This window comes from Cupriavidus nantongensis, assembly GCF_001598055.1.
Lineage (GTDB): Bacteria > Pseudomonadota > Gammaproteobacteria > Burkholderiales > Burkholderiaceae > Cupriavidus > Cupriavidus nantongensis.
Genome location: NZ_CP014845.1, coordinates 660,047 through 675,384, shown reverse-complemented (window position 1 = coordinate 675,384; position 15,338 = coordinate 660,047). Strand labels below are relative to the sequence as shown.

Genomic DNA, 15,338 nt, shown 5'->3' with positions numbered 1-15,338 from the left:
CATGGATCTGGTTCAGAAGACCCTGGCCGCGGTTGCGCTGGCCAGCCTCGGCGGCACGGCTTGCGCCGGGGCAGTGACATTCGAAGAGATCGAGCGCGCGGACACTGTGTCAGGCCGGTACATCAGCCATCTGTCGGCGACGGAAATGGAATCGGTGGAAGGGTCGGTGGCACCGGTCGTCATTGCCGGGGTTGCCGCGGCCGCCGGCGCGGTCGCCAATGGCGGGCACTATTGGGTGAATACGCCCAACCCGACTGCCGCAGGACTGGCGTGGAGCGCGGGAACGGGCTTTACGTCCGGAGTCGTTGGCGGCATCGCGACGACGTTGCCGAAGATCGGCGCTGTGCTGGCAATTGGCGCCGCGCCATTCATTTCGACGATTCCCCAGCCGCCCCTGCAGAAATGCGGCGCCGCAGGCCTGGCTTGCTGATGAACATCATGTCAACGCGCGGCCGGCAGCTTCTTCGCCGGCCGCATGAGCCCGTCCATGGACTTCGGCATGGCTGACCACGAAAGGCTCCTGGCGCTCTACAACGGCCTGGTCTTTTTCTATCTCGTTCCCAGGTATCTGCTGTTTCCATCCCTGTATGGCGAGCGCTATCTACGCACCGCGATACTGTTGAGCGCGGTGCTGGCAGCCAACTATCTGGCGCTCTGGCAGTACCACGAGTACTACGGCGGCAATGCAGTCCCAACGCTGTACCTCGCATGCTTCGGCCCCGCCATGAGCGTCTGGATGGCTCTGCTCAACTGCAAGATCGAGAAAGACAACCCGGGCTACTACAGACCTGCAAGGCATCGAAAATGACACAAGCCGCCATCACAGGCATCCACGTCACCGTACCTGGCATCGCACTGTTCGGTTATATCGTCATCGTGCTCATGGTGCTGGCACCGAGGCATTTGTTGATCCCCACGATCCGCCGGCGCCTTTATGGCTGGGCGGCCGGAGCCCTCGCCGGCTTGCTGGGGGTCAACCTTTGCGTCTTTTCCGCATTGATGCCGGCGATGCCGCGCTTACCGCTCCATGAAGCCTTTGCGGGGGTCTGCCTCAGCGCGTGGCTGTCGCTGCTGATGTGCCACCGAGCCAAAACGCGAACTCCCTCTGCTTTAGACGGGACCAAGCCGCCGGCAAATTGACCGCTGATTGTCGACCACGGATGGATGGCGCGCCGCGCCGTTCGCTTGCGGCCGGCATGGCGCCGGCCGCTGCTTCCACGTCAGATCACGCCTTGCGCCAGCATGGCGTCGGCCACCTTGACGAAGCCGGCGATGTTCGCGCCTTCGACATAGTTGATGTAGCCATCCGACTTCTGGCCATGGTGGATGCAGTTCTGGTGGATGTCCTTCATGATCGCGTGCAGCTTCTCGTCGACCTCGGCATGGTGCCAGGACAGGCGCATCGCGTTCTGCGACATCTCCAGGCCGGAGGTGGCCACGCCGCCGGCGTTGCTGGCCTTGCCCGGCGCGTACAGGATCTTCGCGTCGACAAAGCGGTCCACCGCCTCCAGCGTCGACGGCATGTTGGCGCCTTCGGCGACGCAGATCACGCCGTTGCCCAGCAGGGTCTCGGCGTCGTTGCCGTCGAGTTCGTTCTGCGTGGCGCACGGCAGCGCCACGTCGGCGGGCACGTGCCACGGGGTGCGGCCGGCTTCGAAGGTCATGCCGTGGCGGGCGGCAAAGTCCGACAGGCGGCCGCGCTCTTCATTCTTGAAGGCCATCACCTCGGCCAGCTGCTCGGTGGTCATGCCCTGCGGGTAGTGCAGCACGCCGCCGGAGTCGGACAGCGTCAGCACCCTGGCGCCCAGCTCGATCGCCTTCTCGGCCGCGTACTGCGCCACGTTGCCCGAGCCGGAGATCAGCACGCGCAGGCCGTCGAAGCCGCGCCCGCGACGGTGCAGCATTTCCTGGGCAAAGTAGACGGTGCCGTAGCCGGTCGCTTCCGGGCGCATCAGGCTGCCGCCGTAGGCCAGGCCCTTGCCGGTAAACACGCAGGCCGACTGGTTCGACAGCTTCTTCATCATGCCGGCCATGAAGCCGACCTCGCGCGCGCCCACGCCGATGTCGCCGGCCGGGATGTCGGTATTCGGGCCCAGGTGGCGGTACAGCTCGGTCACCAGTGCCTGGCAGAAGCGCATCACCTCGGCGTCGGACTTGCCCTTGGGATCGAAGTCAGAGCCGCCCTTGCCGCCGCCCATGGGCAGCGTGGTCAGCGCGTTCTTGAAGGTCTGCTCGAAGCCCAGGAACTTCAGCACCGACAGGTTCACGGTCGGGTGGAAGCGCATGCCGCCCTTGAACGGGCCGATGGCCGAGCTGTGCTGCACGCGGAAGGCGCGGTTGACCTGCACGCGGTTCTGGTCGTCGGTCCATGCCACGCGGAACTGGATCACGCGCTCGGGCTCCACCAGCCGCTCGAGCAGGGCCTGGTCGGCATAGCGCGGGTTGCGCTCGACGAACGGCCACAGCGTCATCATGACTTCCTTCACGGCCTGGAGGAATTCGGGTTGATTGGGGTCGCGGCGGGCAACCCCCGCCAGAAATGCGTCAAGGGAAGGAGAATTCACGGATGTCTCTTGCTGTGCTGGAGTGGCAGGATCCGGCAGCCTTGCCGGCTGGATGCCGGTCTGCGGTGCCGTCTGGCGTTGCGCCGATGGAAGGTGGGTCGCCTCCGGTTTATCGGACGGGCACGGCTGACCGTGCCGATCCGACAACCCAGCACTTTAGCACCGCCATGGGGCACACGACAGTCAAAACACCTGTGACAGCGGCGTCAAAGCCGCATTTTGGTGCGAGGGCGGACGGATTTGCGTGCGATCAGCGGACAGGCCCTGCCCTGGCCAGGCGAGTCCGTCAGGCAATCAGCAGCTTGTTGCCGCGTTCCTTCAGCGCCGCGCCCAGCTCCGGCTCCGGCGCCATGTCGGTAATCACCCAGGCCGCCAGCTCGGCATGCTTGATGGTGACGCCGGTGTTGCGGCCGAACTTGGTGTGGTCGGCCACCACGCAGGCCACGTCGGCCGCCAGCAGCATGCGGCTGCGCAGCTCGGCCGCGGCGCGCGAGAAGTCGCAGATCTCGCCGCGCGGGGTGATGCCGCCGATGCCGATAAATGCGAAGTCGGTGTGGTAGCGCGACAGCTGCTCGATGGTGTCCCAGCCGTGGGTGGCGTCTTCGTTGTCCTGCAGCTCGCCGCCCAGCACGATCACGCGGTTGCCGTTGCGCCGGCCCAGCAGTTGGGCGATGGAGAGGTCGTTGGTGTAGACCAGCAGGTTGTGGTGCCCGTGCAGCGCCTGCGCCACCGCATGCGTGGTGGTGCCGTAGTCCAGGATCAGCGAGGCGCCGTCGCGCACCAGCTCGGCCGCGCGCACGCCGATGGCGCGCTTGCCCTCGGCATTGACCTGCGCGCGGGTCTGGGTATCGGGCTCGGTCCGGTCCGGCGCCAGCGCGCCGCCGTGGGTCAGCACCAGCAGCCCGCGCGTGGCCAGCGCGTTGAGGTCGCGCCGGATGGTCTCGCGCGACACGTCGAGCTCGCTCACCAGCTCGCTGATGGCCAGCGCGCCGGTCGCGGACAGCTGGTCGAGGATGTATTTCTGCCGTTGTTCGGCGAGCACGGGGACTCCGGGTGGGTCGGGGACTTGGGGGCTGATTTTAGCGCAGCCTATCCTTGGCGTGCGAAGGCACCCTGCCCTGCAAACGATCGCTGGCAGGCTCCCTCTCCCGCTTGCGGGAGAGGGTTGGGGAGAGGGCCGAAGCCTCCACGAAGTGAGGGCTGTCGCTATTGCCACCGCCCGCCCTCACCCCCGGCCCCTCTCCCGCGCGCTGTATGGACCGGGGACATGGGTAACACATGTGCCGGGACATGGGTAACAGTCCAGTCTCCAGTTTAATAGACCTGCTGTAGGTCTATTGTGGCCACCTTTTGATGGCAGAAGTAGACGTCAAAGGTGCCGTCCAGGTCCACGCGAGGGCGCAATGCTACGGGCGTTCCGATCAAGGCTCGTCCGACCCGGAACGTCTTTCCCCGGAAGCAGATGCGCCCACCGTCGCCTACCTTTCGCACGATGTCATCGCTGTCGTACTCGATAGGCGGGAGTTCGCGCGGCATCGCCCGTGGACTAGGCGCATAGCGGCTTGCGGGTGTCTCCATATCCAGCGCGTGGTGTGGGCGCTTGAAGTTGTACACGTGGCGCCAATGGCTGAAGTGATGCTGCGCATCATCCAGATCCCGGAAGCGCTGGTTGGCCAGCAGCTCTGCCTGCATGGTTCGATGGAAGCGCTCGTCCTTGCCGTTGGTCTGAGGATGGCCAGGTCGGCTATGACTGAGCCGCACGCCCAGGCGAATCAGCCAGGCGCCCAGCGTGGTTAACGCACGAGGCACTGGAGAACCCCAGGGCGGGCCGTTGTCTGCATTGATCCGCTCGGGCAGCCCATAGCGCGCAAAAGCCTTCGCTAACGCTTCTTGTACGGATTCAAACTGTTCGTTGCCCAAGGCCCTGAGCAGCACATTGAACCGGGAGTGATCGTCCAAGACCGTGAGCGGGTGGCACCTCTGCGTGTCGGTCGCGAAGTGACCTTTGAAGTCAATTTGCCATAGTGCATTGGGCCGGTCGTGCTCGAAGCGCTGCCATGCTGTCGCGGCCGCGCTGGCGGCCGGATCGATCAAGCCATGGCGGCGCAGCACCCAATTGACTGTACTCGGGGCGATCTGGAGGCGGTGGTCGCGCTCCAGCACGTGTGCGATCTTGCGGGCGCCCCAGGCCGAATGTTCGGCTCGAATCGCTAGCACGCGCTCTTCGACGGCAGCTGGAGTTCGACCGGGAGAGCAATGTGGACGCCGAGTTCGGTCGTCCAGATCCTCTCGATTCAACCACTTGTAACCGGTCTTGCGACTGATGCAGAAGCGGCGGCAAAGCTCCGCAATGTTGGCGTCCGCCTGGCGTGCCAGGCGGACGAACTCTTCTCTTTGCTGCTTCACGGTGGTTTGGCTCCAGGGCAACGTTATCCTCCCGCTGACTAAGCGGGAAAAGTGTTACCCATGTCCTGGCACACCTGTTACCTATGTCCCCGGTCTATACAGCGCGCGGGAGAGGGGAGCAAACCCGCAGCAGGTTTCAGCCTCGATTCACCCCCACGGCAACGTAATCGTCTTCAAGTTCGTAAAACTCTTCGCCGCCTCCTGCACCCCCTCCTTGTACCCCAGCCCCGAATCCTTGATGCCGCCGAACGGCGTCAGCTCGATGCGGTAGCCAGGCACTTCCCACAGGTTTACGGTGCCCACGTGCAGCGAATTGGCGATCCTGGTGAAGGCCTCGATATTGTTGGTGCAGACCCCCGACGACAGCCCAAACGCGGTGCCATTGGAAATCCGGATGGCATCGTCGACATCGCGGAAGGTGATGATGGGCGAGACCGGGCCGAAGGTTTCCTCCCGCACCACCGTCATCGACGGGTCGACGCGATCGATCACGGTGGGCGAATAGCTGGCTCCGTTGCGCTGGTTGCCGACCAGCAGCCGCGCGCCCTGCGCCACCGCCTCGTTGACGCGGGCCTCGAACAGCTGCGCGGCCTGCTCGTCGATGACGGTGCCCATGTCGACGCCGCGGTCCATCGGGTCGCCGTACTTCCACGCACGGGTCTTCTCGACCACCAGTTCGGTAAAGCGCGCCGCCACGGCCTGGTGCACCAGCATGCGCTTGACCGCGGTGCAGCGCTGGCCGGAGTTCTTGTACGAGCCCTGCACCGCCAGGTCGGAGGCGCGGTCGAGGTCGGCGTCGTCCAGCACGATCAGCGGGTCGTTGCCGCCCAGCTCCAGCACCACGCGCTTGTACCCCGCCTTGCTGGCGATGTACTTGCCGATCGCCACGCCGCCGGTAAAGGTGACCAGGTCCACCGCCGGGTGCGTGATCAGCTCGTCGGCGATCTCGCGCGGGTCGCCGGTGACCACCTGGAACATCTGCGGCGGCAGGCCGGCTTCATACAGCAGGTCGGCCAGGTAGAACGCCGACAGCGGCACCTTTTCCGACGGCTTGAGCACCATGCGGTTATTGGTGGCGATCGATGGCGCCACCTTGTGCGCGACCTGGTTCATCGGGTGGTTGAACGGCGTGATCGCGCTGATCACCCCCATCAGCGGCTCGCGCTGGGTCATCACGCGGCGCTTCTTGCCGTGCGGCGTCAGGTCGCACGAGAACAGCTGGCCGTCGTCGCGCAGCGCCTCGGTGGCGGCAAAGCCCAGCACGTCGGCAACGCGGCCGATCTCGTACAGCGAATCCTTCTTGGACAGTCCCGATTCCAGCGTGATCAGGTCCGACGCCTCCTCGGTGCGTTCGCGCAGCAGCGCCGCGGCGCGGTTCAGGATGGCGGCGCGCTCGTAGCGCGTCAGCGTGGCACGGTAGGCCTGGCCCACTTCGAAGGCGCGGCGCACGTCTTCGAGCGTGGCCTTGGGCACGGTACCCACCTGCGAGCCGTCGAACGGATTGCGCACTTCGATGACGCGCTCGCGCACGATCTTCTGGCCGTCGATGCGCAGCGCCTCGGCGCGGAAATGCGGGCTGACGGCGCCAGCGGGAAATTGGGGGGCGTTCATGGGTCTCCTCCGGTAGATGCGATGCAGGCGTTCAGTGCAGATGGTTCAGCGCGACATCGAAGATGTCGAAATTGCGCAGCACGGCCTTGCCGGGAATGCCGGCGGTGGCGCGGTTGAACACCAGCGGCACGGTCTGCTCCGACACGCCGCCGTGCGAGCGCAGCGGCGCGTCGAGGCCGGACAGGTCATGGCGGCTGCGGCTGGTGCCCAGCACCACGTGCTTGTCGCTGGTGACGACAAGGTCGCCGACGCGGTCCGGCGGCAGCTCGAAGCGCGCGCAGGCCTCGGCGTTGGTCAGCACGCTTTCCACGCCCTGCAGGTCCGACAGGCGCGCCTGGATCGCGGCGGCGTCGGCATCGTCGGGCAGGTAGATGGTGGCGTACGAGCCCAGCGCGCCGTGGTGGACCACGTACGGATCGGTGATCGGCAGGATCACGCGCGCGCCGCCGTCTGCCACGCCGCGGCCCAGCCAGGCATCCAGCTGGTCCTGCAGGTAGATCACGTTGGGCGCCTTGGTGGCCTCGTCATGCTTGGCGTTCATGCCGTGGTCGGCGGTCAGCGCCACCACGCAGCCGAGTTCGTCCAGCCGCGCCAGGTACTTGTCCATCATCGCGTAGAAGGCATTGGCGCCGTCCGAACCGGGCGCGAACTTGTGCTGGATATAGTCGGTGGTGGACAGGTACATCAGGTCCGGGCGGCGCGTTTCCATCAGGCGCACGCCGGCGGCGAAGACGAACTCGGACAGCTCCGCGCTGTAGACGTCCGGCACCGGCATGCCCACCAGCTCGAGCACGCCGTCGATGCCGTTCTCGGCCACCGTGGCCTGGTCGGCCTTCTCCGACGAAAAGCAGATGCCCTGCATGCCGTGGCCCAGCAGCCGGCGCAGCTTGTCCTTGGCGGTGACCACCGCAACGCTGGCACCAGCCTCGGCAAAGGCGGCCAGGATGGTGCCGGCGCGCAGGTACTTGGGGTCGTTCATCATCACTTCCTCGCCGCGTCCGCCGTTGGCGCTGCGATCGAAGAAGTAGTTGCCGCAGATGCCGTGCACCGCGGGCGGCGCGCCGCAGACGATGGACAGGTTGTTGGGGTTGGTGAAGGTCGGCACCACGCAGGCGCCGCGGAAGGCGGAGCCGGCTTCCAGCAGCCGCTTCAGGTAAGGCGCGCGGCCGCTGGCGGCTGCGGCTTCCAGGTAATCGAACTCGCAGCCGTCGACGCAGACCACCACGACGGGCTGCTGCATCCAGCGGTAGCTGCGCTGGTTGACGGTAATGGTGCGGGCGTTGCTGGCGTTGCTGGCGTTGCTGACGTTGGTATCGGGCATGGTCGGTTCCTGTGCGGGATCGCGGGCGCTTAGGCGGTAGCTGGGTGGATTGGGTTGGGTTCAGGCGGCGGCATCGGCGCCGTCGCCAGTAGCCGCTGGGGCCACCGCGGCATGCATGCGTGCGCGGCCGCGCTCGACGTGCTCGCGCATCAGGCGCGCGGCCAGTTCGCCGTCGCGCGCGGCAATCGCCGAGACGATGGCGCGGTGCTCGCGGGTGGAATCGGGCATGGCGGCGTGGCTGCGCGACAGCGCCTCGCGCCGGAACAGCGTCAGTTCCTTGACCAGGCGCCGGTAGGTCTCCAGCAGCTTGCGGTTGCCGGCCAGCTCGACCATGCGGTCGTGGAACGACAGGTTCAGCCGCGTGTATTCATCGACATCGCGCGCCTGGCTGGCCGCGTCGAGCGCCTCCACCAGGGCGCGCAGCTCGCGCAGGCTCTCGGGCGTGATGCGCGCGGCCAGCTGCCGGCCGATGAATTCGTCCAGCACGGCGCGCAGTTCATAGATCTCATCGGCTTCCTCCACCGAGATGGCGCGCACGTACACACCGCGGTTCTTCTCGGTGCGCAGCAGGCCGGCCTGCTCCAGCGCACGGAACGCCTCGCGCACCGGACCGCGCGACACATTGAGCTGCCCGGCGACTTCGATCTCGTTGAGCTTGGCGCCGGGCGCGAGTTCGCCGGACATGATCCGCAGCTCCAGCTCGCGCTGCACCAGGGTGGTCAGCGACTGGCTCTGCAGGATGGTGATTTCGCTCGCCAGCGGGGCTTGGCGTGACATGAACACTCCCGTTTGTGACGGATTCAGCAGTATCGAAAATCCTTATTGCGATTAAAGCAAGCGGTTTGTATATTGTCAACAAACAAGACATCGGCGCAGTCAGATGGGTGACGAAGCAAGCGCCAAAGAACCGGGCATATGTCTTGCAAGTGTTGTAGCACAAGGGTTTCACGGTGATTCAATGTTGTGCAACGCGCCCCGTGGCATTGCAACAGATTCACCACATTGACACATTTCTCCACCTACAATGCCGGAAGGAGTCCCCATGCAACCGTCCTTCACCACCACCCTGCGCACCGCCGCCGCCCTGCTTGCGCTAGCCGCCTCCGGCACCGCGCTGGCCCAGAAGACCACGCTCACCGTCTATACGGCGTGGGAGATCGAGACCCTCAAGCCCTACGCCGAGGGCTTTGCCAAGGTGGCGCCCGATATCGAGCTGAAATACGTGCGCGATTCCACCGGCGTGATCACCGCCAAGGCGCTGGCCGAGAAGGCCAACCCGCAGGCCGACGTGATCGCCGGGCTGGCGGCGTCGAGCCTGGAGCTGCTCAAGCAGGAAGGGATGCTGGTGCCCTACACCCCCAAGGGCTTCGAGAAGCTGACGCGCGACTACAGCGACAAGGCCACGCCGCCGTCGTGGGTGGGCCTGGACGTGTGGGGCGCAACCATCTGCTTCAACACCGTCGAGGCCAAGAAGCGCAACCTGCCCCGCCCCGAGACCTGGAAAGACCTGGCCAAGCCGGTCTACAAGGGCACCATCGTGATGCCCAACCCGGCCTCTTCGGGCACCGGCTTCCTCGACGTGACCGCGTGGCTGCAGCTCTACGGCGAGCAGGAAGGCTGGAAGTACATGGACGCGCTGCACGAGAACATCGCGCAATACACGCATTCGGGTTCCAAGCCGTGCAAGCAGGCCGGCTCGGGCGAATTCCCGATCGGCATCTCGTTCGAGCTGCGCGCGCACAAGACCCTGGCCGCGGGCGCGCCGATCGAGATGATCTTCCCCAAGGAGGGCCTGGGCTACGACATCGAGGCCGCCGGCATCGTCAAGGGCACGAAGAAGATGGAGGCCGCGCAGCGCTACCTGGACTGGCTGGCCAGCAAGGAAGCCAACCAGCTGTTCGCCAAGGACTGGGCCATCGTCGCCTACCCCGGCGTGGCGCGTAAGGTCGAGACCATCCCGGCCAACTACGAGCAGATGCTGGTCAAGAACGATTTCAGCTATATCGCCAAAAACCGCGAGCGCGTGCTGACCGAATGGCAGAAGCGCTACGCCAGCAAGTCGGAGGCCAAGCAGTAACCACCCGTCGTCCCGCGAAAGCGGGACCGGCGGCAACGATCGATACCCCATCGCGCGAGGACTCCCACGCCATGCAAGCCCCCACATCCACGGCCGAGACCTATCTCAGCCTGAAAGGCATCCACAAGCGCTTCGGCAGTAGCAGCGGCGCCTTCGTCGCCCTGCACAACATCGATCTCGACGTGCGCCAAGGCGAGCTGCTTTGCTTCCTGGGCCCGTCGGGCTGCGGCAAGACCACGCTGCTGCGCATCATCGCGGGGCTGGAATCGCAGAACGCCGGCACCATCCACCAGGGCGGGCGCGATATCTCCACGCTGCCGCCGATGGAGCGCGACTACGGCATCGTGTTCCAGTCCTATGCGCTGTTCCCCAACCTGACCGTGGCCGACAACGTCGCCTACGGCCTGGTCAACCGGCGCATGCCGCGCGACCAGCGCCGCGCGCGCGTGGCCGAACTGCTGACGCTGGTGGGCCTGCCCGATCGCGGCAACCAGTACCCGGCGCAGCTGTCGGGCGGCCAGCAGCAGCGCGTGGCGATCGCGCGCGCGCTCGCCACTTCGCCCGGCCTGCTGTTGCTCGACGAACCGCTGTCGGCGCTCGACGCGCGCGTGCGGGTGCGGCTGCGCAGCGAGATCCGCGCGCTGCAGCAGCGCCTGAACATCACCACCATCCTGGTCACGCACGACCAGGAAGAGGCGCTGTCGATGGCCGACCGCATCGTGGTGATGAACCAGGGCGCGATCGAGCAGGTCGGCACCCCGGCGCAGGTCTACCAGCGCCCGGCCACGCCGTTTGCGGCGGACTTCGTCGGCAAGACCAATATGCTGGGCGCGCGCGTCTGCGGCCACGGCGAGCTGCACCTGGGCGGCGTGCGCATGCGCTGCGCCGCGCCGGCCGGCTGCTGCCCGGACGAGGACGTGCAGGTGTTCTTCCGCCCCGAAGACGTCTGCGTGCGCGGCATCGAACAGCACGGCCCCAATGTGCTGGAGGCCACCGTCGACAAGATCGAGTTCCTCGGCGCGTTCTCGCGGCTGACGCTACGGCTGCCCGACGTCGCGCCCCCGGCAGCCGGTGCCGCTGGCGCAAGCGGTAGCGCGCTCTATGCCGACCTCTCGCTCAATGACCTGCACGAGCTGCGCCCGCACACCGGCGACCGGCTGCGCCTGGCCATTCCCGCTGACCGTATCCGCATCTTCCGCCACGCATGCGCATGAGCCTCACTGCGGCGCCGGCCGCCACGTCCGCCACCCTGCCGGCTACCGATACCCTTCCCCAGACCGTCGCCAGCGCGCCGTCGGGGCCCGCCAACCCGGGCGCGCAGCCCACGCCCCCAGCGCTGGTCGCCACCGCGGTGCGCGCGCACTGGACCGACCGCCTGGCCTACGCGCTGCTGGCGCTGGCGGCGCTGGCGCTGGCCTGCTTCATGCTCGCGCCGATCGTGATGATCCTGGCCAAGAGCGTGCAGAACCGCGACGGCACGCTGGCCGGGATTGCGCACTTCCGCGCCTACTTCGAGTCCCCCGCGCTGCTGCGCTCGGTATGGAACAGCCTGTGGGTCTCGGCGCTGGCCACCTGCATCACGGTGCCGCTGGCGTTCGGCTTTGCCTATGCGCTCACGCGCAGCCGCATCGCCTGCAAGGGGCTGCTGCGCAACCTGGCGCTGGTCCCGCTGCTGGCGCCCTCGTTGCTGGCGGCGATCTCGTTCATCTTCTGGTTCGGCAACCAGGGGCTGTTCAAGCCGTGGATGGGCAGCACGCAGATCTACGGGCCGCTGGGCATCGTCGCGTCGCTGGTGTTCGCCACCTTTCCGCATGCGCTGATGATCCTGATCACGGCGCTGTCGCTGACCGACGCGCGGCTGTATGAGGCCGCCGATGCGCTGGGCACCTCGACCGTGCGCAAGTTCTTCACCATCACCGTGCCGGGCGCGCGCTACGGTCTGGTCAGCGCCGCCATGGTGGTGTTCACCTATGCGATCTCGGACTTCGGCATTCCCAAGGTGATCGGCGGCAACTTCCATATGCTGGCGACCGACATCTACAAGCTGGTGATCGGCATGCAGGACTTCTCGCAGGGCGCGGTGGTGTCGCTGATGCTGCTGGTGCCGGTGGCGGTGACGTACTGCGTCGACGCGCGCGTGCAGCGCCGCCAGATGGCGCTGATGTCGGCGCGCTCGGTGCCCTACGTGCCGCGCCGCAGTCCGCGCTTCGACCTGGCCATGGCGGTGTTCTGCTGGCTGATGGCGGCGCTGATGGTGGCGGTGATGGGCATGGCCATCTACGCGTCCTTCGTCAAGCTGTGGCCGTACAACTTCTCGCTGTCGCTGAACCACTACCGGGTCGGGCTGGTCGAGGGCGGCGTGGTCGATTCCTACCTGAACAGCCTGCGCATGGCGGGCCTGGCCGCGGTGATCGGGCCGGTGTTCATCTTCGCCACCGCCTACCTGCTGGAGAAGACCCGCGGCCTGGACTGGCTGCGCGGCTTCGTGCGGCTGATGGCGGTGCTGCCGATGGGCGTGCCGGGGCTGGTGCTGGGGCTGGGCTACATCTTCTTCTTCGTGCCGCAGGCCAACCCGCTGCACGGGCTGTACCAGACCCTGGGCATCCTGGTGCTGGTGACCATCGTCCACTATTACGCGTCGTGCCACCTGACCGCGGTGACCGCCCTCAAGCAGCTCGACAGCGAGTTCGAGGCCGTGTCGGCATCGCTCAAGGTGCCGTTCTACAAGACCTTCTTCAAGGTCACGGTGCCGGCCTGCCTGCCCGCCATCCTGGAGATCTCGCGCTACCTGTTCATCAATGCCATGACCACGGTCTCGGCGGTGGTGTTCCTGTACGGCGCCGACACCAAGCTGGCCTCGGTCGAGATCGTCAACCTGGACGAGTCCGGCGACATCGGCCCGGCCGCGGCCATGGCCACGCTGGTGGTGCTGACCTCGGCCGGCGCCTGCCTGCTCTATTACCTGCTGCAACGCGTGCTCGATTGCAAGACCCAGGCCTGGCGCCAGGGCAACGACTGACTTCCCTTTTTCACTCCTTCCCAATCAGGAGCTCAACATGATTCGCGGCAATGACCCGATCCTTCTGACCCCCGGCCCACTGACCACCTCGCTCGCTACCAAGCAGGCCATGCTGCGCGACTGGGGCTCGTGGGATGCCAGCTTCAACACCATCACGCGCAGCCTGTGCGACGACCTGGTGCGCATCGTCCACGGCGAAGGCACCCATGTCTGCGTGCCGATGCAGGGCAGCGGCACCTTCTCGGTGGAAGCGGCGATCGCCAACGTGGTGCCGCGCGACGGCAAGGTGCTGGTGCCGCAGAACGGCGCCTACTGCCAGCGCATCCTGAAGATCTGCAAGGTGCTCGGGCGCGCCAGCGTGGAACTGCCGATCCCGGAAGACCAGCCCGCCAGCGCCGCGCTGATCGAGGAAGCGCTGCGGCGCGACCCGTCGATCACGCATGTGGCGCAGGTCCACTGCGAGACCGGCGCCGGCGTGCTCAACCCGCTGCAGGACATCGCGCTGCTGTGCCAGCGGCTGGGCAAGGGCCTGATCGTCGATGCCATGAGCTCGTTCGGCGCGATCGAGATCGATGCCCGCACCATGCCGTTCGACGCGCTGGTGGCCGCGACCGGCAAGTGCATCGAGGGCGTGCCCGGCATGGGTTTCGTGCTGGTGAGGAAAGACGTGCTGGAAGCGAGCCAGGGCAACAGCCACTCGCTGGCGCTGGACCTCTACGACCAGTACGTCTACATGCAGAAGACCACGCAGTGGCGCTTCACCCCGCCCACGCACGTGGTGGCCGCATTCCGCGCGGCGCTGGACCAGTTCCTGGAAGAAGGCGGCCAGCCGGTGCGCGGCGCGCGCTATCGCCGCAACTGCGACACGCTGGTCAAGGGCATGGCGGCGCTGGGCTTCCGCACCTTCCTGCCGGCGGCGGTGCAGGCGCCGATCATCGTCACCTTTCACGCGCCGGCGGATGCGCGCTACGACTTCAAGACCTTCTACGCCAAGGTGCGCGAGCGCGGCTACATTCTCTACCCGGGCAAGCTGACCCAGGTGGAAACCTTCCGCGTCGGCTGCATCGGCGCGATCGACGACAACGAAATGCGCAACGTGGTGACAGCGATCGGCGAGGTGCTGAGGGAGATGGGGATCGGGATGCAGGGGCGGCTGGCGGAGGCGGCGTAAGTCGTTTTTTATCTCCGACGCCAGCAGCAAGCTCCCCTCTCCCGCCTGCGGGAGAGGGGTGGGGGAGAGGGCAGGAGCTCGCAGTACTGCAGGTGATCGAATTACGTCCACAAGCTAGCCTCGTCGCGCGATGCATGCCTGCGCTATTGCCACCGCCGGCCCTCTCCCCCAACCCCTCTCCCGCGCGCGGGAGAGGGGAGCAGACAAGCGGGTTCGCGAAACACCCGGATGCAGCAGACCACAAGAACCAACCACCCCTTCATGTCCCTCCCCCCCGATTTCCACGGCCTTGCCTTTGCCGCCGTGATGCTGTCGGCGCTGATGCATGCGTCGTGGAACGCCATCGTCAAGATCGGCGGCGACCGGTTGTCGTCGATGGCGCTGATCGACACCTTCTGCCTGCTGGTGGCGCTGCCGTTCCTGTTCCTGGTGCCCATGCCGGCACTGCAGGTATGGCCGTTCCTGCTGGCCACGGTGGCGCTGGAGGTGGTCTACAAGCTGTCGCTGGTGGCCGCCTACAACCGCGGCGACTTCAGCCAGGCGTATCCGCTGATGCGCGGCTCGGCGCCGATGATGGTGGCGATGCTGCTGTTGCTGAGCGGCAGCGAACGGCTGGGCCCGGGCGGCTATGCCGGCATCGCGCTGATCTGCTGCGGGCTGGTCAGCCTGGTGCACTGGCGCCGGCAGGCGCCTGACCTGCTCGGCTTCGCGCTGCTGGCCGGGGCGTGCCTGGCGGGCGGCACCGTGATCGACGGCACCGCGGTCAAGCGCCATGGCGAGGTGCTGACCTACATCGTCTGGCTGCAGGCAATGTCGCATGTGTTCATGCCCGGCTATGCCTTTGCCCGCCGCGGCACATCGCTGCTGGCGCTGCTGCGTACGGAATGGAAGCGCGCCGGCATCGGCGGCATCAACCGCGTGGGCTCGTATGCGCTGATGCTGTGGGCCATGACCATGGCGCCGGTGGCCAAGCTGGCGGCGCTGCGCGAGTCGAGCGTGATCTTTGCCGCGCTGCTGGGGCACTTCCTGCTGCGCGAATCCTTCGACCGGCGCCGCGTGGTGGCTACCGCGCTGGTGCTGCTGGGCATCGTCACATTGCAACTGGCGCGCTGAAGCCCGGTCCGGTTTTGTTGCATTTTGCGTTGTTTAGTGGCATTTTGTTGCATACC

14 protein-coding genes are annotated in these 15,338 nt (G+C 66.5%); 8 read left to right on the top strand and 6 right to left on the bottom strand.

The features are described from left to right. Position 1: 1 nt before the first annotated feature. Genes A2G96_RS24305 through A2G96_RS24295 form a run of 3 tightly spaced genes read left to right on the top strand, consistent with a single transcriptional unit; the run spans position 2 to position 1,140 of the window. Complete coding sequence (locus A2G96_RS24305; protein ID WP_062802767.1) at positions 2-430, top strand: hypothetical protein; 429 nt, start codon at positions 2-4, stop codon at positions 428-430. A gap of 57 nt (positions 431-487) precedes the next feature. Beyond that, positions 488-808 (top strand): hypothetical protein, encoded by a 321-nt coding sequence (locus A2G96_RS24300; RefSeq protein ID WP_062802766.1) that lies wholly within the window; start codon positions 488-490, stop codon positions 806-808. Further along, positions 805-1,140 (top strand): hypothetical protein, encoded by a 336-nt coding sequence (locus A2G96_RS24295; RefSeq protein ID WP_062802765.1) that lies wholly within the window; start codon positions 805-807, stop codon positions 1,138-1,140. The genes A2G96_RS24300 and A2G96_RS24295 overlap by 4 nt, the downstream gene beginning before the upstream one ends. An 80-nt stretch (positions 1,141-1,220) precedes the next feature. Here the strand turns inward: A2G96_RS24295 and gdhA are convergent, their stop codons facing one another. The 6 genes from gdhA to A2G96_RS24265 form a co-directional block, all read right to left on the bottom strand. Next, positions 1,221-2,564 carry an NADP-specific glutamate dehydrogenase gene (gene gdhA, locus A2G96_RS24290; protein ID WP_062802764.1) on the bottom strand — a complete coding sequence of 448 codons (1,344 nt, stop codon included), beginning with the start codon at positions 2,562-2,564 and terminating at the stop codon, positions 1,221-1,223. Between the two features lie 286 nt (positions 2,565-2,850). Then, on the bottom strand, positions 2,851-3,606 hold the full coding sequence (locus A2G96_RS24285) for a DeoR/GlpR family DNA-binding transcription regulator (protein WP_062802763.1): 756 nt from the start codon (positions 3,604-3,606) through the stop codon (positions 2,851-2,853). Positions 3,607-3,878: 272 nt separating this feature from the next. Beyond that, positions 3,879-4,991: an IS481 family transposase gene (locus A2G96_RS24280; protein WP_062802762.1), complete on the bottom strand. Its 1,113-nt coding sequence runs from the start codon at positions 4,989-4,991 to the stop codon at positions 3,879-3,881. A 126-nt stretch (positions 4,992-5,117) separates the two neighbouring features. Beyond that, positions 5,118-6,581, bottom strand: coding sequence for a phosphonoacetaldehyde dehydrogenase (gene phnY, locus A2G96_RS24275; protein ID WP_062802761.1), 1,464 nt, complete (start codon positions 6,579-6,581; stop codon positions 5,118-5,120). Positions 6,582-6,612: 31 nt separating this feature from the next. Beyond that, a complete protein-coding gene (gene phnA / locus A2G96_RS24270; RefSeq protein WP_062802760.1) occupies positions 6,613-7,902 on the bottom strand; it encodes a phosphonoacetate hydrolase in 1,290 nt (429 codons plus the stop codon). Positions 7,903-7,962: 60 nt separating this feature from the next. Continuing rightward, the gene (locus A2G96_RS24265) at positions 7,963-8,679 is read right to left on the bottom strand and encodes a phosphonate utilization associated transcriptional regulator (protein WP_062804119.1); all 717 of its coding nucleotides are present in this window, start codon (positions 8,677-8,679) and stop codon (positions 7,963-7,965) included. 265 nt (positions 8,680-8,944) lie between these two features. Between A2G96_RS24265 and A2G96_RS24260 the strand changes: the two genes are divergently transcribed. From A2G96_RS24260 to A2G96_RS24240, 5 genes are all read left to right on the top strand, one after another. Then, positions 8,945-9,979, top strand: coding sequence for a putative 2-aminoethylphosphonate ABC transporter substrate-binding protein (locus A2G96_RS24260; protein ID WP_062802759.1), 1,035 nt, complete (start codon positions 8,945-8,947; stop codon positions 9,977-9,979). Between the two features lie 71 nt (positions 9,980-10,050). Then, entirely contained in the window at positions 10,051-11,193 is a 1,143-nt protein-coding gene (locus A2G96_RS24255) for a putative 2-aminoethylphosphonate ABC transporter ATP-binding protein (protein ID WP_062802758.1), read from the top strand. Beyond that, entirely contained in the window at positions 11,184-12,998 is a 1,815-nt protein-coding gene (locus tag A2G96_RS24250) for a putative 2-aminoethylphosphonate ABC transporter permease subunit (RefSeq protein WP_062802757.1), read from the top strand. Before A2G96_RS24255 ends, A2G96_RS24250 begins: the two co-directional genes overlap by 10 nt. A 37-nt stretch (positions 12,999-13,035) precedes the next feature. After that, positions 13,036-14,169 carry a 2-aminoethylphosphonate--pyruvate transaminase gene (locus tag A2G96_RS24245; RefSeq protein ID WP_062802756.1) on the top strand — a complete coding sequence of 378 codons (1,134 nt, stop codon included), beginning with the start codon at positions 13,036-13,038 and terminating at the stop codon, positions 14,167-14,169. A gap of 261 nt (positions 14,170-14,430) precedes the next feature. Beyond that, positions 14,431-15,282, top strand: a complete 852-nt coding sequence (locus A2G96_RS24240) for an EamA family transporter (RefSeq protein ID WP_062802755.1) — start codon at positions 14,431-14,433, stop codon at positions 15,280-15,282. The last annotated feature ends 56 nt before the right edge of the window (positions 15,283-15,338 follow it).

What these genes read in the sequence shown, in the direction of transcription:
- A2G96_RS24305 (WP_062802767.1), top strand. Translation starts at nt 2, where the DNA reads ATGGATCTGGTTCAGAAGACCCTGGCCGCGGTTGCGCTGGCCAGCCTC.
- phnA (WP_062802760.1), bottom strand. Translation starts at nt 7,902, where the DNA reads ATGCCCGATACCAACGTCAGCAACGCCAGCAACGCCAGCAACGCCCGC.
- A2G96_RS24250 (WP_062802757.1), top strand. Translation starts at nt 11,184, where the DNA reads ATGCGCATGAGCCTCACTGCGGCGCCGGCCGCCACGTCCGCCACCCTG.
- A2G96_RS24295 (WP_062802765.1), top strand. Translation starts at nt 805, where the DNA reads ATGACACAAGCCGCCATCACAGGCATCCACGTCACCGTACCTGGCATC.
- A2G96_RS24255 (WP_062802758.1), top strand. Translation starts at nt 10,051, where the DNA reads ATGCAAGCCCCCACATCCACGGCCGAGACCTATCTCAGCCTGAAAGGC.
- A2G96_RS24300 (WP_062802766.1), top strand. Translation starts at nt 488, where the DNA reads ATGGACTTCGGCATGGCTGACCACGAAAGGCTCCTGGCGCTCTACAAC.
- phnY (WP_062802761.1), bottom strand. Translation starts at nt 6,581, where the DNA reads ATGAACGCCCCCCAATTTCCCGCTGGCGCCGTCAGCCCGCATTTCCGC.
- A2G96_RS24265 (WP_062804119.1), bottom strand. Translation starts at nt 8,679, where the DNA reads ATGTCACGCCAAGCCCCGCTGGCGAGCGAAATCACCATCCTGCAGAGC.
- A2G96_RS24260 (WP_062802759.1), top strand. Translation starts at nt 8,945, where the DNA reads ATGCAACCGTCCTTCACCACCACCCTGCGCACCGCCGCCGCCCTGCTT.
- A2G96_RS24245 (WP_062802756.1), top strand. Translation starts at nt 13,036, where the DNA reads ATGATTCGCGGCAATGACCCGATCCTTCTGACCCCCGGCCCACTGACC.
- A2G96_RS24240 (WP_062802755.1), top strand. Translation starts at nt 14,431, where the DNA reads ATGTCCCTCCCCCCCGATTTCCACGGCCTTGCCTTTGCCGCCGTGATG.